19 protein-coding genes are annotated in these 21,747 nt (G+C 52.1%); 15 read left to right on the plus strand and 4 right to left on the minus strand.

The genetic code is table 11. The features are described from left to right. Positions 1 to 222: 222 nt before the first annotated feature. From J4E05_RS21135 to purU, 6 genes are read left to right on the plus strand one after another with little or no spacing between them, the layout of a single operon-like run. Positions 223 to 1,623, plus strand: coding sequence for an aspartate ammonia-lyase (locus J4E05_RS21135; RefSeq protein WP_349599834.1), 1,401 nt, complete (start codon positions 223 to 225; stop codon positions 1,621 to 1,623). Further along, positions 1,620 to 2,876 (plus strand): sarcosine oxidase subunit beta family protein, encoded by a 1,257-nt coding sequence (locus tag J4E05_RS21140; RefSeq protein WP_349599837.1) that lies wholly within the window; start codon positions 1,620 to 1,622, stop codon positions 2,874 to 2,876. Before J4E05_RS21135 ends, J4E05_RS21140 begins: the two co-directional genes overlap by 4 nt. A gap of 9 nt (positions 2,877 to 2,885) precedes the next feature. After that, positions 2,886 to 3,152, plus strand: a complete 267-nt coding sequence (locus J4E05_RS21145; protein WP_349599839.1) for a sarcosine oxidase subunit delta — start codon at positions 2,886 to 2,888, stop codon at positions 3,150 to 3,152. Next, on the plus strand, positions 3,149 to 6,112 hold the full coding sequence (locus tag J4E05_RS21150; RefSeq protein WP_349599842.1) for a sarcosine oxidase subunit alpha family protein: 2,964 nt from the start codon (positions 3,149 to 3,151) through the stop codon (positions 6,110 to 6,112). The genes J4E05_RS21145 and J4E05_RS21150 overlap by 4 nt, the downstream gene beginning before the upstream one ends. Then, positions 6,105 to 6,638, plus strand: a complete 534-nt coding sequence (locus J4E05_RS21155; RefSeq protein WP_349599844.1) for a sarcosine oxidase subunit gamma — start codon at positions 6,105 to 6,107, stop codon at positions 6,636 to 6,638. The genes J4E05_RS21150 and J4E05_RS21155 overlap by 8 nt, the downstream gene beginning before the upstream one ends. A gap of 45 nt (positions 6,639 to 6,683) precedes the next feature. Next, the gene (purU, locus tag J4E05_RS21160; RefSeq protein WP_085594859.1) at positions 6,684 to 7,568 is read left to right on the plus strand and encodes a formyltetrahydrofolate deformylase; all 885 of its coding nucleotides are present in this window, start codon (positions 6,684 to 6,686) and stop codon (positions 7,566 to 7,568) included. Between the two features lie 522 nt (positions 7,569 to 8,090). Here purU and J4E05_RS21165 read toward each other — a convergent pair. Continuing rightward, the gene (locus J4E05_RS21165; protein WP_349599847.1) at positions 8,091 to 9,080 is read right to left on the minus strand and encodes an asparaginase; all 990 of its coding nucleotides are present in this window, start codon (positions 9,078 to 9,080) and stop codon (positions 8,091 to 8,093) included. Positions 9,081 to 9,286: 206 nt separating this feature from the next. Continuing rightward, a complete protein-coding gene (locus J4E05_RS21170; protein ID WP_349599850.1) occupies positions 9,287 to 10,495 on the minus strand; it encodes an ROK family transcriptional regulator in 1,209 nt (402 codons plus the stop codon). A 94-nt stretch (positions 10,496 to 10,589) separates the two neighbouring features. On the opposite strand from J4E05_RS21170, the gene J4E05_RS21175 reads away from it, so the two are divergent. From J4E05_RS21175 to J4E05_RS21215, 9 genes are all read left to right on the plus strand, one after another. Further along, on the plus strand, positions 10,590 to 11,576 hold the full coding sequence (locus J4E05_RS21175) for a TRAP transporter substrate-binding protein (protein ID WP_349599852.1): 987 nt from the start codon (positions 10,590 to 10,592) through the stop codon (positions 11,574 to 11,576). A gap of 70 nt (positions 11,577 to 11,646) precedes the next feature. Then, a complete protein-coding gene (locus J4E05_RS21180) occupies positions 11,647 to 12,930 on the plus strand; it encodes a TRAP transporter large permease (protein ID WP_349599855.1) in 1,284 nt (427 codons plus the stop codon). Positions 12,931 to 12,940: 10 nt separating this feature from the next. Further along, entirely contained in the window at positions 12,941 to 13,432 is a 492-nt protein-coding gene (locus tag J4E05_RS21185; protein WP_349599858.1) for a TRAP transporter small permease, read from the plus strand. Continuing rightward, entirely contained in the window at positions 13,422 to 14,183 is a 762-nt protein-coding gene (locus tag J4E05_RS21190) for a sugar isomerase domain-containing protein (protein ID WP_349599861.1), read from the plus strand. Before J4E05_RS21185 ends, J4E05_RS21190 begins: the two co-directional genes overlap by 11 nt. Positions 14,184 to 14,376: 193 nt before the next feature. After that, complete coding sequence (locus J4E05_RS21195) at positions 14,377 to 15,405, plus strand: N-acetylglucosamine-6-phosphate deacetylase (protein WP_349599864.1); 1,029 nt, start codon at positions 14,377 to 14,379, stop codon at positions 15,403 to 15,405. Between the two features lie 26 nt (positions 15,406 to 15,431). Further along, the gene (locus J4E05_RS21200; protein WP_349599867.1) at positions 15,432 to 16,181 is read left to right on the plus strand and encodes a glucosamine-6-phosphate deaminase; all 750 of its coding nucleotides are present in this window, start codon (positions 15,432 to 15,434) and stop codon (positions 16,179 to 16,181) included. A 65-nt stretch (positions 16,182 to 16,246) separates the two neighbouring features. Beyond that, positions 16,247 to 17,221: a TRAP transporter substrate-binding protein gene (locus J4E05_RS21205; protein WP_349599870.1), complete on the plus strand. Its 975-nt coding sequence runs from the start codon at positions 16,247 to 16,249 to the stop codon at positions 17,219 to 17,221. Positions 17,222 to 17,290: 69 nt separating this feature from the next. Continuing rightward, positions 17,291 to 17,806, plus strand: a complete 516-nt coding sequence (locus J4E05_RS21210; RefSeq protein WP_349599872.1) for a TRAP transporter small permease — start codon at positions 17,291 to 17,293, stop codon at positions 17,804 to 17,806. Beyond that, a complete protein-coding gene (locus tag J4E05_RS21215; protein ID WP_349599875.1) occupies positions 17,803 to 19,092 on the plus strand; it encodes a TRAP transporter large permease in 1,290 nt (429 codons plus the stop codon). The genes J4E05_RS21210 and J4E05_RS21215 overlap by 4 nt, the downstream gene beginning before the upstream one ends. A gap of 95 nt (positions 19,093 to 19,187) precedes the next feature. Here J4E05_RS21215 and J4E05_RS21220 read toward each other — a convergent pair whose 3' ends face one another. After that, the gene (locus tag J4E05_RS21220) at positions 19,188 to 20,276 is read right to left on the minus strand and encodes an ABC transporter ATP-binding protein (protein WP_349599878.1); all 1,089 of its coding nucleotides are present in this window, start codon (positions 20,274 to 20,276) and stop codon (positions 19,188 to 19,190) included. Positions 20,277 to 20,324: 48 nt separating this feature from the next. After that, complete coding sequence (locus tag J4E05_RS21225) at positions 20,325 to 21,746, minus strand: NAD(P)/FAD-dependent oxidoreductase (RefSeq protein ID WP_349599880.1); 1,422 nt, start codon at positions 21,744 to 21,746, stop codon at positions 20,325 to 20,327. Position 21,747: the final 1 nt, after the last annotated feature.

Consider the following 21,747-nt stretch of genomic DNA (forward strand, 5'->3'; position numbering starts at 1 on the left):
CCGGATGATTTCAGTTAAGCATATGAAATATATTGGTGTTTTGTCATTTTAACTGTGCCAGAACTGATCGCGGATAACAGAAAACCCCACTGCTTTCTCGCTATACTATTAATCCAAATTATGATGTTAAGTGAATTAACTTAAGTCTGGCTTATTTGATTCAAATCCCGTCCCGGCTTTGTCATGGTTCTGCGCATCGACAGTCCGAAGTCAGGGACCACCATGCCACATACAAGAACAGATACCGACAGCCTGGGATCGCGCCAAATACCAGAAGGCGCGCTGTACGGGGTCGCAACACTACGCGGACAGGAAAATTTCAATATTTCCTTTCGCAAGCTGCGCGACGCCCCCGAGCTTTTAAAGGCGTTAGCGCAGATCAAACAGGCATCCGCTGCAGCCAATCGCGATATTGGCGTGCTGCCGACCGCCATTGCCAATGCCATTATTGATGCGGCAACCGAAATTGCCGGTGGCGAACATGGCGAACAATTCATTGTCGATCTGCTGGAAGGGTCCGGTGGCACGTCAATCAATATGAATATGAATGAAGTACTGGCGAACCGCGCACTTCAGAAACTGGGAAAACCGGTTGGTTCTTACGATATCATTCATCCCAACGACCATGTGAATAAGGGGCAGTCCACCAACGATGTGTTGCCTGCTGCGGTCAAACTGGCGATTTACGATAAATCCTATGCATTGATTGATGTTCTGGAACATCTGGCTGTTACGCTTTCGGATCGTGCCCGCGCATTTGACGATGTGTTGCGCATTGGCCGGACCTGCATGCAGGCAGCACAACCCATGCGCCTGGGCCAGGCATTTGGCGGGTATGCCGCGGCCATTCGCCGCCTGATCGCCAAATTGCGCATTGCGCGCAACGAAATGCTGGTTTTGCCGTTGGGCGGGACGGCCATTGGCACCGGGCTGGGGGCGGCAGCGGGTTATCGCAAGGCTGTTTATTATCACCTGAAGGCCATTGTTGGTGCCCATGTTTCGCCCGGCGAAGACATGTTTGATGCCATGCAAAACGCCGATGCCTTTGCAAGACTATCATCCGAAATTCGCATTTGCGCCGAAGTAATCGGCAAGATTGCATCAGACCTGATCATTCTGGCATCCGGCCCCAATAGTGGTGTTGGCGAGCTGCGCCTGCCATCGGTTCAGCCGGGGTCATCGATTATGCCGGGCAAGGTTAACCCGGTACTGCCCATGATGATGCAGCAGGTTGCCTTTGCCGTTGTTGGCAATGATGCGGCGGTGTCGCTGGCATCCCTTCAGGGGCAGTTGGAAATCAACCATTTCGAGCCGGTAATTGCCTCGCGCATGTTTGATTCAATCGAGCTTCTGGCCAATTCGACCCGCATTTTTGCTGATAAATGTATCGCCGGGATCGAAGCCGATACCGAACAGTCCCTTACCAATCTTCTTCAATCATCGGCTCTTGCCACCGTGTTCGTGCCCAAACTTGGTTATGCCGAGGTCGCACGACTGGTTCAGGAATCCGTTGCCAGCAAACGCCCCTTCATTGAACTGGCCATCGAGCGAGACCTTCTCACACATGACGAAGTCCTCATGGTGGTTCGTGAAAGCACTGATTATCATGAGGAAATCGCATGAGCCGCTATTCTGCCCTGTCTATTTTGCGCCATGGACTAACGGGGAACAGGCACTGGTCCCGCGCCTGGCGCGACCCGGTGCCAAAACCGGAATATGATGTAATCATTGTTGGCGGCGGCGGGCATGGCCTGGCAACGGCCTATTACCTTGCCAAGGAACATGGCATTCGCAATGTGGCCGTGCTGGAAAAAGGCTGGCTGGGTGGCGGCAATACCGGGCGAAACACCACCATTGTCCGTTCAAATTACATGATGCCCGGCAATACCATGTTTTATGAACGCTCCATGAAGCTGTGGGAAAATCTTAGCCAGGATCTGAACTATAATGTCATGATCTCACAGCGCGGGCAGTATAATCTGTGCCATTCGCCTGGCCAGATGGATGCAGCACGGCGGCGCGGCAATATCATGCGGTCCAACGGTATTGACGCTGAACTGTTTGACCGTGCCGAAGTGATGCGGCGCCTGCCCTATCTGGATTATTCGGCAAATGCCCGTTTCCCCATTCACGGGGCCATTTACCAGTCGCGCGCCGGAACAGCCCGCCACGATGCCGTGGCATGGGGTTATGCCCGCGGGGCCGACCAGAATGGCGTTGATATCATCCAGCAATGCGAAGTGACCGGTTATTTGTGGGACCAGGACCGGATTGTGGGGGTTGAAACCAGTCGCGGCCCGATCCGGGCGAAAAAGGTTGCCCTGGCCGTGGCCGGGCATAGCGGACATCTGGCGGCCAAGGCCGGTTTGCGCCTGCCCATTGAAACCCATGTTTTGCAGGCCTTTGTCACCGAACCACTAAAACCGCTGGTCGATAGCGTAATTTCATTTGGTGCGGCGCATTTTTACATCAGCCAGTCTGACAAGGGTGGCCTGGTTCTGGGCGGTGACCTTGACGGGTTTAATTCCTATGCCCAGCGCGGTGGCCTGACGATTGTGGAACATACCCTGCAAAGTGCAAAGGCCCTGATGCCGTCATTATCGCGGTTGCGCCTTTTGCGCCACTGGGCCGGGGTGATGGATATGAGTATGGATGGCTCGCCCATCATCTCGAAAATGCCGGTCGAGGGGCTGTGGCTGAATGGGGGCTGGTGTTACGGCGGGTTCAAGGCCACGCCGGCGTCGGGCTTTTGTTTTGCCTGGACAATTGCCAAGGGCGAACCCCACCCCGACAACGCCGAATTCACCCTGGACCGGTTCGCGCGCGGCTATCAGATCGACGAAAAGGGCGTTGGCCCGCAACCAAACGCGCATTGAGGTTTAATCATGCTGAGAATTCATTGCCCCATTTGCGGCTTACGCGACGAAACCGAATTTACCTATGGTGCCGATGCCACCGTGCAGCAGCCCGACATTGCCGAAACCGACCAGAAAGCATGGCTCGATTACGTCTTTATGCGTGACAACCCCCGTGGTCCGCACCGCGAATACTGGCATCACGTGACGGGGTGCCGCCAGTGGCTGGTGGTTGAACGCGATACCCTGACCCATGAAATGGGTCAAAGCTTCCTTGCTCGTGAGGTTTCCAAATGACATCGCGCAGACTTTCAAATGGCGGCCGCATTGACCGCAGCCAGAAATTTGCCGTCCGTTTTGGTGGTAAACAGTTTACGGCCTTTGGCGGCGATACACTGGCATCGGCCCTGCTGGCCGGAAACAAGGGCGTTGTCGCCCGCAGTTTTAAATATCACCGTCCGCGCGGGATTATAGCGGCAGGTGCCGAAGAACCAAATGCCCTGGTGCATTTGCGCGATGGCGCCCGCCACGAGCCCAACGCCCAGGCAACCCTGGTCGAAGCCTTTGCCGGTTTATCATCGACCCCGCAAAATGCCTGGCCCAGCCTTGAATTTGATATAGGCGCGCCCCTTGGCCTGATGTCGCGATTTTTTGGTGCCGGGTTTTATTACAAAACCTTTATTGGCCCGTTTCAGGGCACCGGGTTCTGGATGTTTTGCGAACGGTTCATCCGCAAGGCCGCCGGCATGGGCTTTGCCAAAACAATCGATGACCCCGACCATTACGAAAAGATCAACGCATTTTGCGACACCCTGATCATTGGTGCTGGCCCGTCGGGCCTGGCGGCAGCACTGGCTGCCGGGCGCAAGGGCGATAATGTAGTGCTGGTGGACCAGGACCACGTGCTGGGCGGCAGTTTGCTGGATGAACAGGCTGGGTCCGTAAGTGATGCCTGGCTGGCACAGACGGCGGCAGAATTGCGCGCTATGGATAATGTGCGCATTCTGACCCGCACAACCGCCTTTGGTGCCTATGATGGTGATGTGTTTGGCCTGGTTGAACGCCTGCAGGACCATATGCAGGTGCCAGAAGCGGACAAACCGCGCCAGCGTTACTGTTTGTTGCGCGCGGCCAAAACCATTTTGGCAACAGGTGCGCTGGAACGCCCGCTGGTTTTTGCAGGCAATGATGTGCCCGGTGTCATGCTGGCATCGGCCGTTCGCGAATATCTGAACCGCTATGCGGTTTTGTGCGGGCAGGAAGTTGTTCTCGCCACCAATAATGACAGTGCCTATCAAACCGCGTTTGACCTGCGCGATGCCGGTGCAACGGTAACCATTTGCGATGTGCGGGAAAATATTTCGTCCGTTCTGGTGCAAAAATCGGTGCGGGCGGGGATTACGGTGTTGGCAGGCCACGGCATTTTGCAGGCCCGGGGCAAAAAATGTGTGACCGGCGCGCAAATTGTACCGGTTGATACGGCTGGCCACGCAACGGGCAGCCCACGCATGATCAAATGCGATCTTATTGCCGTTTCAGGCGGATGGGCCCCCGTTTTACATTTATGGAGTCAGCGTTTCGGCAAGCCCGATTACCATAAAAGCCTTGAGGCATTTTTACCTCAACGTCAGCGTGAAAACATCACCTGTGTTGGCGCATTGATGGGCACGACAAGCTGTGAAGACGCGCTTCGTCAAGGGTTTGATGCCGGTAGCAAAACCGGTGACGCGCCGGAATTGACCCTTACCGAGCCGTTCTGGGGCAATGACCTGTCGCCGGTAACCATCATTACCAAGCCGGATGGCACCACACCGGGCAAAGCCTTTGTTGATTTTCAGCATGACGTCAAACTGGCAGATATCGACCAGGCCCATCTGGAAGGTTATGTCTCGGTCGAGCATTTGAAACGCTATACCACATCGGGCATGGCGACCGATCAGGGGAAAACATCGAATTTGAATGCGCTGTCGCGGATGGCGGCACTGCGTAAAATGGATATTCCTGCTGTCGGGACAACACGGTTCCGGCCGCCCTTCACGCCGGTTACCATTGGCGCCATTGTCGGCCATGAACACGGCCTGCATTTTCGCCCCACCCGCCTGTCGGTTATTCATGACTGGCACCGCGAAAATGGTGCCGAATTTACTGAAGCAGGTGCCTGGTTGCGCCCACGGTATTACCCCGAAAATGGCGAGGATTTGCGCCGTGCCTATATCCGCGAGGCGGCCCATGTGCGCGAACATGTTGGCATTGTTGATGTGTCAACATTGGGCAAAATTGCGGTTCAGGGCCCCGATGCGGCCGAATTTTTAAACCGGGTTTATACCAACGGGTTTAAAACACTTGCACTTGGACGCCTGCGATATGGCGTGATGCTGCGCGAGGATGGCTTTGTCCTCGATGATGGCGCAACTGCACGGCTGGGCAAGAATGACTATTTCATGTCCACCACGACGGCCAATGCGGCGAAAATTCTGGCAAAGGCCGAGTTGCTGCTTGATACCGCTTGGCGAGATTTGAAGGTGCATGTCACCACCATTACCGACCAATGGGCGACCTTTGCCATTGCGGGGCCAAAATCCCGGCAATTGCTGGCCGATGTGACCGGTGACGATTTAAGCCGCGATGCCCTGCCCAACAATCACTTTACCAATGTGCTTGTTAATGGTGTTAACTGCCGTCTTCACCGCATGAGTTATTCTGGCGAGCTGGCCTATGAAATTTATGTGCCTGCCAAATCGGGCCGAATGGTGTGGGAAAGCCTGATGGCGGCGGGCAAGGTGCATTCGTTAAAACCCTATGGCACCGAAGCCATGGGTGCCCTTCGCATCGAAAAAGGCCATGTTGCCGGTGCGGAAATTGAAGGCCGCACCACAATGCAGGATTTGGGGCTGGAAGGCCTGGCATCGGGCAAAAAGCCGTTCCTGGGCGCGGTGTTGCGCAAGCGCCCGCATCTCGAAAACCCCGACCGTCCCACCCTGGTCGGCCTGGAAATTATTGGCGATCAGGGGGCAAAGGCGGGGTCGCTTTTATTTGCCCAAACCGGCCCGGCCGAAGGGCACGGTGAAGGCTGGGTATCGTCAACAACCTATTCCCCTGCCCTGAAGAAAAATATCGCCCTGGCGCTGTTATCACGGGGTCGCACCCGCTTGGGTGAAACCATTCGTGTTGTCGATTTTGTCGGTAACAGCACCTTGCAGGCAAAGGTCGTCTCGCATCATTTCTTTGACCCCGAAGGGCTTCGTCAAAATGGTTAAACATAACAAATTGCCGGTCAATGGCGCCATCAGCACAGGTGAAGCCGTAACCATCAGCGAGGTCGCAACCGGGCATATTACCCAGTTTGCCGGGTGGGACGGGTTTGAACCGGCGGTGAATGCTGCCCTGCAATCCTTTGGCCTGTCGCTGCCGGCCGATTATCGCACTGCCATGCGCCATGAAAACAGCGTGTTATGGCGTATTGCCCCGAACCGTGTGCTGCTTCAGTCCGCTATGCCGGTCGATCACGCCAGTGTCGATGACATGGTTGTGCTGAATCTATCCGATGCGCGCCGGTGTCTGCGCCTTGAAGGGGCCGGTGCTGCGGGTTTGCTGGCCCGGGTGATGGCCATTGATTTTTCGGCTTCGGCCTTTCCGGTGGGAACGTTTGTTCAGGCAGGAATGCACAATGTTGGGGTGCTGGTGGATCGCAAGGGGGATCAAACCTTTGACCTTTTGATACCGACAACCTGGACCGTTTCGCTTTGCAATCTTTTGACCCGTCATTTTGGACATGCGGCCTGAGCTTGCCAGCCTGCCAGCTAGCCAACCTCCTGGAAGGAGCAATTTGTGGATAATTTTGTCCTTACCGTTCAATGCCAGTCCCGCCGTGGGATCGTAGCAGCAATTGCCGGGTTTCTTGCCGATCACGGCTGCAACATCACTGATTCCGCGCAGTTTGATGACCCGCAAACAGAAAAGTTTTTCATGCGCATTACGTTTCGGTCGGAAACAGGCGCAAATCTTGAAACCCTGCGCAGCAGTTTTGAAACGGTCGCGGCCGAATTTGACATTACTTTTGCGCTTAATAACAGCGCGCAACGGACCAAGGTTCTGTTGATGGTGTCAAATTTCGGTCATTGCCTGAATGACCTTTTGTATCGCTGGCGGATTGGTGCCTTGCCAATTGATATTGTCGGGGTTGTATCCAACCATCTGACCTATCAAAAGCTGATTGTTAATCACGACATCCCCTTTCACCACATTCGGGTGACAAAGGAAAACAAACCACAGGCCGAACAGCGCCTGATGGAAGTTGTCGAGGAATCAGAAGCCGAACTGATCGTTCTTGCCCGCTATATGCAAATTCTGTCTGATCAGGTTTGCAAGAAAATGCAAGGACGGGTGATTAACATCCATCATTCATTCCTGCCATCCTTTAAGGGGGCAAACCCATACAAGCAGGCATTTGTGCGCGGGGTAAAGCTGATAGGGGCCACGGCGCATTATGTAACGGCGGACCTGGACGAAGGCCCCATCATTGAACAGGATATCGTGCGCATCACCCATGCCCAGTCCCCTGAAGATTATGTCAGCCTGGGACGCGATATTGAGGCGCAGGTGCTGGCCCGGGCCATTCATGCCCATATTCACCAGCGCGCTTTTTTAAATGGCAATAAAACCATTGTCTTTCCCGCCAGCCCAGGAAGTTATGCTTCCGAAAAGATGGGTTAATGATCTGATTTTATTGCAATAATTTCGAATACAATTCCGCATTATAAAACCAAGTTTTAGAGAGGCAAAGGATGTGACTATCCTTTGCCTCTCTCTTTGACATTTAGTATCGGGCGGACAGCAAAAACGTAAAACGTATGCGCGGACTATTCCGACCTCATTATTTCCATAGAAACAGGCCAGATCGTCGAGGAAAGTAAACCTCAGAATTTTTACAATCTCTATAATGAATGTGTCGGTCAAATCTTGAAAAATTGACCTGGCTTTGATGTTGCGTGTGGCTATCTGCGGCCTTCCCGGCATTGACGGTACCCGCCAACGACCGGATTCCTGTAAACAAGATATCCATACAGTCAAACGGCATTCGCTAACTTATGCCACTTGGCTGTTCATCCGATGCTACGCGGTAAATCCATTTCGGCACTAACGGTTGGTTCGAGAAACCAAGTTCCCACTTTTTTCAGTTTCATATGTTTGTTTGGGTGAATGCTTCAAACAAGCTGAAAATGAAGAATTATTTTTCTATGAAACAGCCAATTCCTTGCGGTCTTTAAGAAGCTGTAAAAGCAACGCAATCCTTGCTTTTGTCGGTGATAGATCAGTGCTTAAGGGCAGTTTTTCGGTTAATGACGGAATAATATGTCCGGCAATGCAACGCGTGGCGACCAGCACTTGTATACCGGCGTCCTGTGCGGCGATGCCCCCCTTCTCCAGTGCCTGGTGAAGACTGCCATTTCCTGTTGCACCCAGCACAATGCCCGCCACTGCGTCAGGGTGATTTTCCTGCTTTTCGCGTATCAAGGTATCAATAATCTCGCCGCGAGCTCCGGCATGGCTAAGGATGATCTCGATACGGGGCCATTCATTTGCGGCGGGCAACGGAAATGCCGTATTGCCAACGAAAGGCGCGTCATAGCATGACCAGTTACGCACCAACCGAACTTTGCCTTCTTCTACATAACCAATGGGCCCGGCATCGCCTGAGCTAAACGCGTTCAGCCGATAAGGATGGACTTTGCTGACGTCTTTAGAACCATGCATTTCACCGGCGCACACGATTATAACGCCTGTTGCCCCTTGTGTTGTCGCAACGCTAATGGCGTCGCGGAGGTTTTGCGGCCCATCCGGGTTGTTGGATGAGGCAGGCCGCATTGCGCAGGTCATGACAACAGGTTTTGATGATTGTAAAACAGAATGCAAGAAGAACGATGTTTCCTCAATGGTATCTGTGCCATGGGTGACAATCAAACCGGCAACATCATCCTGCCTCAGCCAATATTGGCAGCGCAAAAGAAGGCTGTGCCAGGTCGCAAAATCCATATCTTTACTGTCTATCTGTGCGACCTGTTCGACATGCAATTCGAACCCCGCCGGAGCAGAAAAACCGTCCAGAAGTGCCGTTACCGGTACCGTCCCCGCTGTATAACCGACATTGGCACCCGCCTCTGATGATGAGCCGGCGATGGTTCCCCCCGTCCCCAGCACAACAATACGACGAGAATGATCAGACATCAGTTTATTCCTTAATTACCGGGATGTTGGAGACCGCATATCGAGATAACTGCCGAGATGTGCAAGCGAATTGAATGACGAGAACGTCCCGACAAAGGCGGGGTTTTCTCGTGCTGTTCAAATTCAACAGGGCATGACACCTCATTTACGTTAGCCTGCACATCGTACTGTAGCACTGAATAACCCGCTTATACCGAAAGATACGGCTATCTGGCTTCATCATGTGCTGTAAAAATGGTGCGCATCCGCTCCTCGAAAAAAGGCATGACACAGCCCTGGGTAATATCAAAGGCACCAAGTGTGGCCACATACATCTGGCATTTACCATGTGCATAATGCGGCAAATGCTGGAAAAACCGGCTCTCCAGACGTTTCAGAACAGATGGAATATTAACGAACGGGCCGGTCAGAACAATTCGATCGGCAAAAACCGCCTTGTTCAGATTGGCAAGGGAAAGAGCAAAAGCATCAACCGCGCGTTCGATCATTGGCAATTCGGAAATATCATTCTCGCGCGTAAATGCCTCAAACGCGGTTTCTTCAGATGGAACAACGGGATATATCGTTCTTAGCTCCGGCAGAAGCGACCACAAGGAAGCAATCGTCTCCAGGCATCCACTTTCTCCACAATGACATTGCCGCATTGATGACGGGTCAACCGTCCAGTGCCCGAATTCCCCGAAACTACCAATGCTCGACTCAATTACTGATCCGTTCAGTGCATATGATGAGCCAATCCCGTAACCCCAATGGATAAGCAGCACGCTACCTTCCCGTTCTTCCTTCTTGCGCAACAATCTTGTGCGAAGCTCTAGGTTAAGATTGCGATTGACCCCTACCGGCAAGCCAAATTTCTCGCCAATTTCATCAAAAGGAAGAGCCTGCATCCGGGGCCACCGCGCGGAATAAATCCAGAGCCTGTTTTGCCGGTCGATAATCCCCGGCACAACAATACCTATACCCAAAATTTCCGATCGCTCCGGAGTGTTTGCGATCAGCTTTTCGATCAAACTTTCCGTCGCGGCAAGGATCATACTGTTATCGGCTTCGTCGCGATTGATTTCGATGATTTCCTCGCCCAAGAGGGAACCACTCATATCAACCAGACGACACCGGATGGTACGCGAAACAACTTGCAACATAATAACAATAAAACGATCGCGCACCGGTGCCAGCACAACCTCCGGCCGCCCCTGTCCTGAAGATGCTACTGTGCTCACTTCTTCAACAACCTCATCTTTGATTAGCTCATTTACCAAAGTCGAGATTGTCGTCGGCCGCATTGACAGGTGTTTTGCCAGCCGTTTTCGGCTGACTTCATCCTGGTCACATATTGCCTGATAGATCCGCGTTTTGTCGCGGTCCAACGCACTGGCTGAAAAATCGGAAATTATAGTGTCGAATGGAAGCTGCATGATCACTTGACTATATTAAATAACAACGTATGATATTAATTAATTCAGGCGGCATAGATCGCCCTAATAACATAGATCATCATGGGAAGCTTTTATGAAAATAGGAATCATCACCAGTGCCCTGATTGCCTTTGGCGCGTCCGTTGCCCCATACGTTAGTGCAAACGCAACAGAAGTTCTTCGCCTTGGCCACATCCGCGACACCAATTATCCAACGCATCTCGCCGCTTTGAAATTTGCAGACATTGTAAATGCAAAAACGAACGGAGAAATCGAGGTAAAGATCTATCCAAACAGCCAACTTGGCGGTGCCAAGGATATGTTCGTCCAGATGCAGACCGGCGATCTTGAAATGGTTTATGGTGGCATCAATACACTTGCCTGGATCAATGGTGGCGAAGCGTTTGAAGCGACAGCCATTCCTTTCCTTTATCGTGACTATGCTCACATGAAGGGCGTTCTTGATTCAGAAATATTTGCGCCAATCATTAATGCTGCGGAAAAAGATACCGGTATCAAGATCATCGCAATAAATGGCGAAACAGCCCCTCGCGGCCTGACGGCAAATCGTGCCATTTCCACCGCAGCAGATTTCAAAGGCCTGAAAATACGCACTGCAGCAAGCCCAACCGTTCTGCGTGCCATGCAGACCCTTGGAGCCATACCGCAACAAATTCCCTTCAGCGATCTTTACCTTGCCCTGAAAACCGGTGTGGTTGATGCCCAGGAAAACGGCGCCGCAGTTGTTGATTCCGCCAGCCTGTATGAAGTTCAGCAATATTACATGAAAACTGATTACATCCGCGACATAGAGACATTCTTTATGTCTTCGGAAAAATGGGAAGAATTAAGCGACGAACAACAGAATATCATTGCCGATGCTGCCGAAACAGCCGGTAATTACGAAACAGAACTGTTAAATGAATTAATGGCAAGCGTGTACGATCGTTTGTCCACCAAAATGAAAATAGTGGACCCCGACCTTGATAGCATCCGTGATGCTTTGTCAGGCGCATTCGATAATTTCGAAGGCGACAAATGGCCCAAAGGTCTGATCAAGGCCATAGCAGCCTACGAATAAGGCAGGAGCGGATAATCGGTCCACAGCCTGATCCGCCTCCGATCTTCCTCCATCAAGAATTGTCAGAGCCATGATTGCGTTTCTGTTCGTTATTCTTTTCGGGCTGATTGCACTCGGAATGAATATCTGGCTGGCCATGGGTGTCAGCGGCGTTTTGTATATCCTGATCGAAGGTGAAATATCCCTTCGAATGGTCGCATCAACGATGGTCGGTGGTGTGGATTCTGCTACGCTGGTGGCGATCCCCATGTTCATTCTTGCTGGCGAACTTATGAACAAATCCGGGATCACCTCCAAACTGACAGAGCTGGCAGATTACCTGATCGGTCGCGCCAAAGGCGGACTTGCGTATGTTGCAGTTGTCGTCAACCTGATCGTCGCCGGGGTTTCGGGGTCGGCAGTTGCCGACGCAAGTGCGGTTTCATCCGTGATTATTCCATCCATGGTCAAACGCGGCTATGACCGGGCCTTTGCGGCTTCAATCAATGGTGCTGCGGCCGTACTGGGTCCAATCATCCCCCCTAGTATCCCGATGATCTTTATCGGAATTATTTCCGGAATTTCTGTTGGAAAGTTGTTTCTGGGCGGCATAGTCCCCGGTTTGCTTATGGGGACCGTATTAGTCGCAGCAATTTTTGTAATCAGTCGACGACGCAACTACCCCACCGTCCAAAAAGAACTAAGCATGAGTGCGCTAAAGCTACTTCTGCGGGATTCTTTCTTCGCAATCATGGCCCCTGTTATCATCCTTGGCGGTCTAATCTTCGGCTTCGTTACACTTGTCGAGGTCTCGGTTCTGGCCGTTCTCTATATTTTGACCATTTCCCTTTTCGTTTATCGCAGCATCCATCTCAAAGAACTGCCGGGCATCTTCTTCAATTCGGCTGTATTTTCGTCATCGGTGATGATCATTTTCGCTGTTGTCGGCCTTTATCAATACCTTATTGCCTATGTCCAGCTTGGGGATCAACTTGGCGAACTCATACGGGAATGGGACCTGTCGCCCTTCACATTCCTTCTTCTGATCAACATTTTTCTTTTGATCCTTGGCTGCATCCTCGATGCCGTGCCGGTAATGCTAATTTTCTTTCCTGTGCTTCTTCCAATCGCCATCGAACTCGGTATTGATCCGACCCATTTCGGCGTGATCGTGGTCCTTAATCTGATGATCGGGCTGCTAACCCCGCCGATTGGCGTACTGCTATTCCTCGAATGCAAGATTGCACAGGTAGGGTTCGGAGAACTTCTGAAAGAAATCTGGCCTTTTGTGCTGGCCCTCATCGGGGTTCTGCTTTTGTGCACTTATGTCCCTGCACTCGTCACCTGGTTGCCCAATCTTGTTTTCGGCAATTAAGGAGATGGCAATGAAAACCATAATCAGATTTTTGCTGTCCGTTTCAAAAATTGTCATCACCACGCTGTTCATGTCGATCTTCGGTCTGTTCACAGTCCAGATTGTGCTGCGCTATCTTGTTGGCACCACCTGGCTTTGGGTGCCGGATGCCACACGACTAATGTTTGTCTGGCTAGTGTTTCTCGGGGCTGCTGTCCTGCACGCCGCCAACGGACACATGATGGTGGATGCCTTTGTCATCCGTCTGCCAGACAAGGCCCGTCGGGCAATCGCCATTCTCATTGAACTTCTGGCCATGAGCCTGTTTGCAATCATGTTTTTCAAAGGAATAGAGATCGCACAAAAGCGTATGCGCATCCCCTTTGACACATGGGATCTGCCAACAGGCTATGCCTACGCCGCCATTTCCGTATCAGCCGTCCTGTTCTTTATCGTCAGCGCTGATCGGCTGGCAGATAACCTGCGCCTTATGCGCAAAAAGGAGAATTCAAATGTCGAGTGAAACCGAACTTTATCACGCTACGATTAAAACGCTGATGGACAAGATCCATGAGGGCCTGCCCGAAATTGAAAAGGCCGCCACCGTAATGGCAAAAGCCATCATGGAAGACAAGCTGATCCATGTTATCGGCCCGGGTGGTCATTCCAACATGGGTGTCGAAGAACTGCTGTGGCGCGCAGGCGGCCTTGCCCCGATCAATGCAATCCTCGATCCGGGCACAAACCTGATCCACGGCGCCAAACGGTCCAACATTATCGAACGAACTCATGGCTATGCAAAAGGCGTTCTGGACTCTTACCAGGTTGGTAAAAAACCCGGCGAGGTCATTGTGATCGTCAATGCCTACGGCGTAAACGCTATGTGCATTGATACTCTTCTGGAAGCGCGAAAACGCGGCATGCAGGTGATTGCTGTCACTTCGCGGTCTTTTGCCGATAATCTTCCAGCGGATCATCCTGCCCGTCATGAGTCCGGCAAAAACCTTTATTCCGAAGCAGATTACTTTCTCGAAAACCATCTGCCACTAGGCGATGCAATCGTTGACATTGAAGGTTGCGACGAAAAAACGGGATCAACGTCAACCTTCTGCAACGTGTTTGTTCTCAACCTTCTTGTGATCGAAGCGATCCGGGCAATCATTGCCATGGATGGGAAACCACCGGTCTGGCGCAGCGCCAACATGCCGGGCGGCGATGCTGCCAACAAGGTCCTCGAAGATAAATACATCCCCCGCATCCGGCATCTTGGCTGATGGGACCAGTTGAAAAACAACAATCTCTAACGACGAAGACGCGAATAACAAGCGAGTAAGCATGCTGGAACTACAACAGACGACGACATCCCGGGTCATCATATCCGGGCCGACAAAGCCCCTTGCCTTCTTCGTCGCAGGTGACGGTCGAATTGCATCCGTGGACACCCCCAAAAACACGGAGGCAAATGAAATGTCCACATTGGGGATGGTCGATCTACAGGTAAACGGTTTTGGCGGCATTGATTTCAACAAAGATGACCTGACTGCCGAAGAACTTGATCATGCCCTGACAGCAATGCTTGCGACCGGCGTCACACGGTGTTTACCGACCATTATTACCGCCCACACCGAATGCCTCCGCGCCCGCTTGCGCGCCCTTGACAGTGCAATCTGCAACAGCCGCCTTGGCCCGGTGATGATCGACGGCATCCATATCGAAGGCCCGTTCCTGTCGGCCAAAGACGGTTATGCCGGATGTCACCCCAAAGATGCAATGCGTCTGCCCAGTATTGAAAACTTTGATTATCTGACCGAGGGGTTGCGAACTCCTATCGCGATGATGACCCTGGCACCGGAGCATGACGGCAGCACGCAGTTCATACGTGAACTTATCAGCCGGGGAACGACCGTTTCCCTTGGCCATACACGTGCCACCCGCGACCAAATCCTCCAAGCCATAGAAGCCGGGGCAACAATGTCGACCCATCTGGGAAATGGCATCGCCCACATGCTTGAGAAAAATAACAATCCGCTTTTTGCGCAACTTGGCGAAGACAGGTTGATTGCGGGACTTATTGCCGATGGCGTTCATGTACCGCCTTATATGTTGCAGTCCTGGATCAGGGCAAAACAAGCAAGCCGTGTTGCCCTGGTAACCGATGCAACCGCCGCCGCAGCGGCACGGCCAGGCACCTATACCCTGGGAGATGTCACAATCGAACGTGGCACGGATGGCATCGTGCGTGAACCGGGATCGCCCTATCTTGCCGGATCAGGGGTAACGCTCGATCAGTGCGTCCGCAATATCATGAACTGGCATGGCTACGACCTCGCCACAACCTTTTGCATGGCCCGCAACACCCCGCTCTCCGTTCTTGGGAAATCGGCCATTCCGTCTGTCGGCGATATTGCCGAATGCGTTTTCTGGCAACAGCACGACGCCCAATGGCATGTGACCGGGGCACGTATCGGCAATTGGCAAGTCCACATAAATTCCTGAACCCCTGACTATAAAGTTTGAATGATATGAAAATCTTTATCAATAAATCCAAACAGGACTCTGGCGCACAAGCTGCGGCAATCGGTGGTGACCTGATCGTTAAAACCATCGCTGAGCATGGAGAGGCCAGGATCATCCTTGCCACTGGCGCAAGCCAGTTCGATATGCTGCGGGCCCTGGTCGCCCGCACCGATATCGACTGGTCAAAATGCAGCGTTTTCCACCTGGATGAATATATCGGACTGCCAAAGGATCACCCGGCCAGTTTCGTCGGATACCTGATCGAACGTTTTGTGAAACAAATTCCGTCACTTAAACATTTCGAAGCCATCAATGGCCTTGCAGATCCGGAACAGGAGATTGCGCGGTTAAACCACACGGTTGGCTCCCGGCCCGTCGATGTTGCCTTTATCGGCATCGGAGAAAACGGGCACCTTGCTTTCAATGACCCGCCTGCGGATCTGGAAACTGACCAGGCCTATCTCAGGGTTCAACTGGATGAAGCCTGCAGAAGCCAGCAGGTTTCTGAGGGCTGGTTCCCGTCTATTGATGACGTTCCCCTATACGCCATCACTATGAGCATCCCGCAAATTCTGAAAACCAGAACCATCATCTGCACCGTTCCCGACGCCCGCAAAGCCGACGCCGTGAAAGGTGCGCTAGAAGGCCCGGTCAGCGACATGTGCCCAGCCTCCTCGCTTCAAAAACATTCGAACACCTATCTCTTTCTCGATGCACCTTCCGCAGAAAAACTCGGCAATGAATACAAGAGTTAATGCCAACAGGGCGGGCTGTTTGAACACAGCATTCAGCAACGCTTTATATTAACGGAGACCTATTAATGCGATACCCCAGCGTAATAAAATCATTTGCTGCCTGTTTGTTTCTTGTGACCTCGTCACAGGCAGCATTGGCCGAAACCGTCCTGCGTCTGGCCGAAAACCAGCCTGAAAACAACCCGGTAACCATCGCCATGCACCGGTTTGCCGAACTAGCACAGGAATATTCCAATGGCGAAATCCAGATTCAGGTCTATGCCGGCGGGCAATTTGGTCAGGAAACAGAAACGATCGAGCAAACCCAGGTCGGCATTATCGAAATGACACGCGTCAATGCCGTAACACTTGCAAATGTAACACCGTCTGTCGGCGTTTTTGCACTGCCATACATTTTCAAGGATACCAATCACAAATATGCGGTTCTTGACGGAGACATCGGCAAAGACGTCAGAAACGAGATGACCAAAGCAGGCCTTGTCGGCTTTGACTTCATGGAAGCTGGTTCCCGCAGCTTCTACACACGTGAAGGCCTGCCGCTGACCGGTCTTGATGACCTGAAAGGCCGGAAGATACGCGTCCAGAACTCCCCTATTGCAATACGTATGGTAGAGCTTTTGGGCGCAATCCCGACCCCGATGAACTATGGCGAAGTCTTTTCCAGTCTGCAAACCGGCGTCATGGATGGGGCGGAAAACGATTTCGTAAGCTTCCTGACCTCAGGCCACTACGAAGTGGCTAAGAACTTTCTTGAAGACGAACATCTGAGTCCTCCCGCCATTGTTGTCATGAACAAGGAGACCTTTGATGGCCTGCCCACTGAACAGCAAGATGCCATTTCACGTGCAGCCCACGAAGCAGCTCTTTACGAACGTAAACTGATGTTTGAAGCAAATGCCGAGGCAAAACAGACCGTTATTGACGCTGGCGTTACCGTATTGCCGGTTGACAATACGCCTTTCCAGCAGGCCATCCTGCCAATCTATGACGAATTCCCCGAACTGAGCGATTACATCAATCGCATTAGCGAAGTGAATTGATTTCCCCCAACAAAGGCCGGGGGCACTGCCCCTGACCTGCTTTTCCAAGAGGCAAACCAAGTGGTGCCAGTGCAAAATCGCCTAAAGCAGATTGCCACTATCGTGGATGGTGCCAATCTTGTCGCGCAGTTTATCTGCTATCGACTGCTGGAACTAATCGTCATCGTTACCGTGCTTCAGGTTATCTTGCGCTTCGGATTTAACAATCCGACCAAATGGTCCGAAGAAGTGGCAATGATCAGCCTGGTCTGGTTCGGTATGCTTGCTGTGGCAATCGGAGTACGCCGACACAGCCACATTTCCATCATGTTTTTTCGCGATCTGCTGCCGCCAAGTGGCAGACAAGTCGTTGATGCATTGGCCCAGATCGCGATCCTGATTTTTGCCTCCATCCTTATATTCAAGGGATGGGACCTGGTAACTGTTACCGGGCGTAGTCGGCTTCCCGCCTCTCAACTCCCCAAAAGCTGGCTTTATTTCTCGGCCTTTTCTAGTGGTTGCCTTATGGGACTAAACGCAATCACGAACCTTGTTACCCGATCACTAAGCACAGATACCAACCCCGAAGCGGAAGCCCACAGATGAGCGAACAGGAAATCGGAATACTGCTGCTTCTCGGCAGCTTTACAGGACTCATGGTAATCCGGATTCCGGTTGCTTTCGCCCTTGGCCTTTCGTCCTCGATCACAGCATTCTATCTGGGATTGCCGTTGATGATGATCGGTCAGCGCATGATTAACGGGCTTTTCTCTTTTACCTTTCTGGCCGTCCCGTTTTTCATCCTTGTCGGCAATATTATGACCGAAGGTGGGATATCAGACCGACTTGTGAAATTTTCAGATGTACTGGTAGGACGTTTCCGAGGTGGCCTTGCCCAGGGAAATGTGCTTGCGAGTACGTTTTTTGGCGGAATTTCGGGGTCATCTGTTGCCGATGTTGCATCCATCGGCTCCTTTCTGATACCGGGAATGAAAAACAGGGGATACCCTGCCGAATATTCGGTTGCAGTGACCGTTACCTCATCAGTACAGGGCGTTCTGATTCCACCAAGCCAGAACATGATATATTTTGCACTTGCTGCAGGCGGCCTTCCAATCAGCAGTCTCTTTATCGCCGGCTATATTCCCGGGCTGATTTTGTCTGGCTCACTGATGCTGCTGTGCTGGATTATGGCGATCAGACACAACCACCCCCGCGGCGAGCGCTATCGCCTTAAAGATGCAGTTGGCATTCTGACCAGGGCCTCTGTCGGACTGTTCACTATCGTTATCATCATAGGCGGTATCATTTTCGGTATATTCACTGCCACTGAATCAGCAGCCATAGCCGTTGCCTACGCCCTCCTGGTGACAACCTTTATCTACCGTTCAATGGACGGCGCAAAAGCTCGTAAAATCATGAGTGGCACGCTTGAAACGCTGGCAATGGTTGTCGCAATTATCATGACATCCTCCGCGTTCGGGTTTCTGCTCTCCTATTTACAGGTTCCTTCTGCGCTTGCGGATTTCATTCTTGGCGTCTCATCCAGTCCGATTGCCATTATGCTTATGGTCAATTTACTTCTTCTGGTTCTGGGAATGTTGATGGATATGGGCGTCCTTATTCTGATCCTCACTCCGATCCTGCTACCGATTGTCACCCAAATCGGCATGAATCCGATCCATTTTTGCATCGTCATGATGCTTAATCTCGGTATTGGACTATGCACACCCCCAGTTGGTATTTCGCTCATGGTCGGCTGCGGCGTCGGTGGCGTCAGCATCGAACGAACAATCAAATCCCTATTGCCATTCTATCTGGTAATGCTCGTCGTGCTGGGACTGGTGACATTTATTCCGGCCCTTTCACTAGGATTGTTAACATGGCTCTAACCCGGTCTTGAGGTTGTGCATAAGGAAGCTCTGATCCAATGGCAGGTATCAGAGCCACGACAGGACGAAGTCTCTGATTTAATCTTCGAGGCATCCTATTGAAGCAGAGACTGACCTGCCTGATCAAAAAGATGAAGGTCCTGAGGTTTGGCATCGAGTTTTAATGTGCTGCCGATCTCGATTTCCGCATAACCGGGCAATTTAGCCACGATTGTTCTCTCTTCCGTGCCGACCTTTACATAGACAAGCTGAACTTCGCCAAGTTGTTCAACATGGTCAACAAGGCCTTCGACAACATATTCCTCGCCCGGGGCAACAAACAAATCTTCCGGGCGGATGCCAAAGTGGACATCGCATCCATGTGTTTGTGTATCAGTGGTGACTGGGACCTGCACTTTGCGGTCCGCAATATGGTGTACAATGGTCCTGGTGCCAGTTTGGTCGATAATCGCGGGTAATATATTCATTGCAGGTGAGCCGATAAACTGGGCAACGAAAAGGTTACCTGGCTTTCTGTAAAGTTCTGTCGGTGACCCGATCTGTTCGATCTTGCCGTCTTTCAGCACAACAATCCGGTCGGCAAGTGTCATGGCCTCGACCTGATCGTGCGTTACGTAAATCATCGTTGCGTTCGGCATTGCCTTTTTCAGTTTGGCGATCTCGATACGCGTTGCCACACGCAGGGCCGCGTCCAGGTTGGATAACGGTTCGTCGAACAAAAACACCCTTGGATTACGGACAATTGCCCGCCCGATAGCAACGCGCTGGCGCTGCCCTCCTGACAACGCCTTTGGAAAGCGTTGAAGATAGTCTTGCAACTGAAGACTGGCCGCCGCCTGACGCACACGTTCGTCGATCCGGTTCTTGTGCTCCCCTGCGATCCGCATGCCAAAGGCCATGTTTTCATACACGGTCATATGCGGATACAAAGCGTATGATTGAAACACCATCGCAATCCCGCGACGAGATGGCGGTACTTTGTTCATCAATTGCCCGTCAATGCGCAATTCACCGGATGTAATGTCTTCCAGACCGGCAATAGAGCGTAACAATGTTGATTTTCCGCACCCGGATGGGCCGACAAATACCGTGAACTCGCCGGAGGCGATTTTAAGGTCTATGCCGTGAAGAATGGACAATTCGCCATAGGATTTCTTCACGTTTTGCAATGTTAATTCGGCCATAAGCCTTCCCCTTTTTATTATTCCAGATTTGCGCAGACGCGGATTATCTCAGTCTTGTACACGGCGGCCCGGAGTGAGTTCCGAGATAAAGCGGGTGATGGAACCTGGTGCGAGGTTTTGAATTTCGGCAGCATTCCGGCGGCGAATGGCACGGCGCACCAGTTTTGCACCAAGATAACGGAAAGGTTCCGGTGGCAGTTTCAGACGCCGGCTAATTCCGACCAGGCCGCTGCTGCTCCAGCGGTCCTGCTTTCCCAGAACCAGACTGGCAAGAATTCGCCCGGCAATCGGAGTTTGGGCAATTCCCGTGCCGTTGAACCCCATGCCGTAAAAAATATTTGGATGTTCACGCAAATGGTCGAAGACCGGAACATGATCTGCAACGCAGTCGATGGCCCCTGCCCAATCGAATTCTATCGGAACATCGCGCAATGCAGGGTAAACACGATGAAGTTCCCGTATGTTATCCTGGCCATGTTCCGGGCTTCGATTGAAATCAGCGCCGAAATTACCGCGAAAGGCAACATTGCCACTGCCCCGGCCAAAAACGATGCGGCCACCTTTGGTGCGCTGGTAATAAAGAACCTGCATTTGTGAATCACAAATCGCCGAACCGTCCCGCCACCCGATGTGATCAAGAAAATCCGGTATCTCTGCAGTTGCAATCACCTGACTGTCGACGACATACATATATTGTCTAAGCTCGGGAATGGCTGATAGCCATGCATTGGTCGCCAGTACAATTTTCTTGCCATGCACGGTTCCGCGAGGTGTTTGCACTTTGCAACATTTCCCGGGAGTGATGTTGGTTACCGGGCTTTGTTCATGAATGATCACACCCTTGACGATGGCAAGGTTTCTAAGGCCAATTGCCAGTTTTGCGGGGTGGACCGTACCTGCATTTGGCTCGACAATTCCCGCATAAGATGCAGATGAGCCTGTGCGAGCTTCTATCTCTGCCGTCGATAATACCTTAAATCGATCGACACCCGCGGCTTTCGTCAGGGCAAGCGCCCGGTCCCATGCGCCTTCCTGGGACCTGGAACTTGCCGTCCAGAACCAACCGTCAAGCCGCAAATCCATGTCGATCATGCCTGATTTTTGCAATTGCTCCAGTTCGGCAATGGCATCGACCGAGGCGACACAAAGTTGCTGTGCTTCCTGTTCGCCAACAACAGCACTTAGGTGGTCAAGTTCGGCAAACCAGGAATGAACTTGCCCGCCATTCCGGCCCGAAGCACCAGACCCGCAAAAATCTGCCTCAAGGACAACAACACGTGTTTCGGGGGCCTGTTCCCGAATGCGTAAAGCTGTCCACAGTCCGGTGTAACCACCGCCAACAACAACAACATCGGCATGTTGTTCGCCTTCCTGCCGGTTTGTCGCGGCTGAAATTGCAGTATCATGCAACCAGAAAGAACGGTCATCCCGTGCAGCAATACTAGGTAAACGAAGTTGAATTTTTGACATG

Source organism: Thalassospira sp. NFXS8 (assembly GCF_040148805.1).
Taxonomy (GTDB): domain Bacteria; phylum Pseudomonadota; class Alphaproteobacteria; order Rhodospirillales; family Thalassospiraceae; genus Thalassospira.

Coding starts and splice junctions, on each gene's coding strand:
- J4E05_RS21135 (WP_349599834.1), top strand. CDS start 223: ATGCCACATACAAGAACAGATACCGACAGCCTGGGATCGCGCCAAATA.
- J4E05_RS21140 (WP_349599837.1), top strand. CDS start 1,620: ATGAGCCGCTATTCTGCCCTGTCTATTTTGCGCCATGGACTAACGGGG.
- J4E05_RS21145 (WP_349599839.1), top strand. CDS start 2,886: ATGCTGAGAATTCATTGCCCCATTTGCGGCTTACGCGACGAAACCGAA.
- J4E05_RS21150 (WP_349599842.1), top strand. CDS start 3,149: ATGACATCGCGCAGACTTTCAAATGGCGGCCGCATTGACCGCAGCCAG.
- J4E05_RS21155 (WP_349599844.1), top strand. CDS start 6,105: ATGGTTAAACATAACAAATTGCCGGTCAATGGCGCCATCAGCACAGGT.
- J4E05_RS21165 (WP_349599847.1), bottom strand. CDS start 9,080: ATGTCTGATCATTCTCGTCGTATTGTTGTGCTGGGGACGGGGGGAACC.
- J4E05_RS21170 (WP_349599850.1), bottom strand. CDS start 10,495: ATGCAGCTTCCATTCGACACTATAATTTCCGATTTTTCAGCCAGTGCG.
- J4E05_RS21175 (WP_349599852.1), top strand. CDS start 10,590: ATGAAAATAGGAATCATCACCAGTGCCCTGATTGCCTTTGGCGCGTCC.
- J4E05_RS21180 (WP_349599855.1), top strand. CDS start 11,647: ATGATTGCGTTTCTGTTCGTTATTCTTTTCGGGCTGATTGCACTCGGA.
- J4E05_RS21185 (WP_349599858.1), top strand. CDS start 12,941: ATGAAAACCATAATCAGATTTTTGCTGTCCGTTTCAAAAATTGTCATC.
- J4E05_RS21190 (WP_349599861.1), top strand. CDS start 13,422: ATGTCGAGTGAAACCGAACTTTATCACGCTACGATTAAAACGCTGATG.
- J4E05_RS21195 (WP_349599864.1), top strand. CDS start 14,377: ATGTCCACATTGGGGATGGTCGATCTACAGGTAAACGGTTTTGGCGGC.
- J4E05_RS21200 (WP_349599867.1), top strand. CDS start 15,432: ATGAAAATCTTTATCAATAAATCCAAACAGGACTCTGGCGCACAAGCT.
- J4E05_RS21205 (WP_349599870.1), top strand. CDS start 16,247: ATGCGATACCCCAGCGTAATAAAATCATTTGCTGCCTGTTTGTTTCTT.
- J4E05_RS21215 (WP_349599875.1), top strand. CDS start 17,803: ATGAGCGAACAGGAAATCGGAATACTGCTGCTTCTCGGCAGCTTTACA.
- J4E05_RS21220 (WP_349599878.1), bottom strand. CDS start 20,276: ATGGCCGAATTAACATTGCAAAACGTGAAGAAATCCTATGGCGAATTG.
- J4E05_RS21225 (WP_349599880.1), bottom strand. CDS start 21,746: ATGTCAAAAATTCAACTTCGTTTACCTAGTATTGCTGCACGGGATGAC.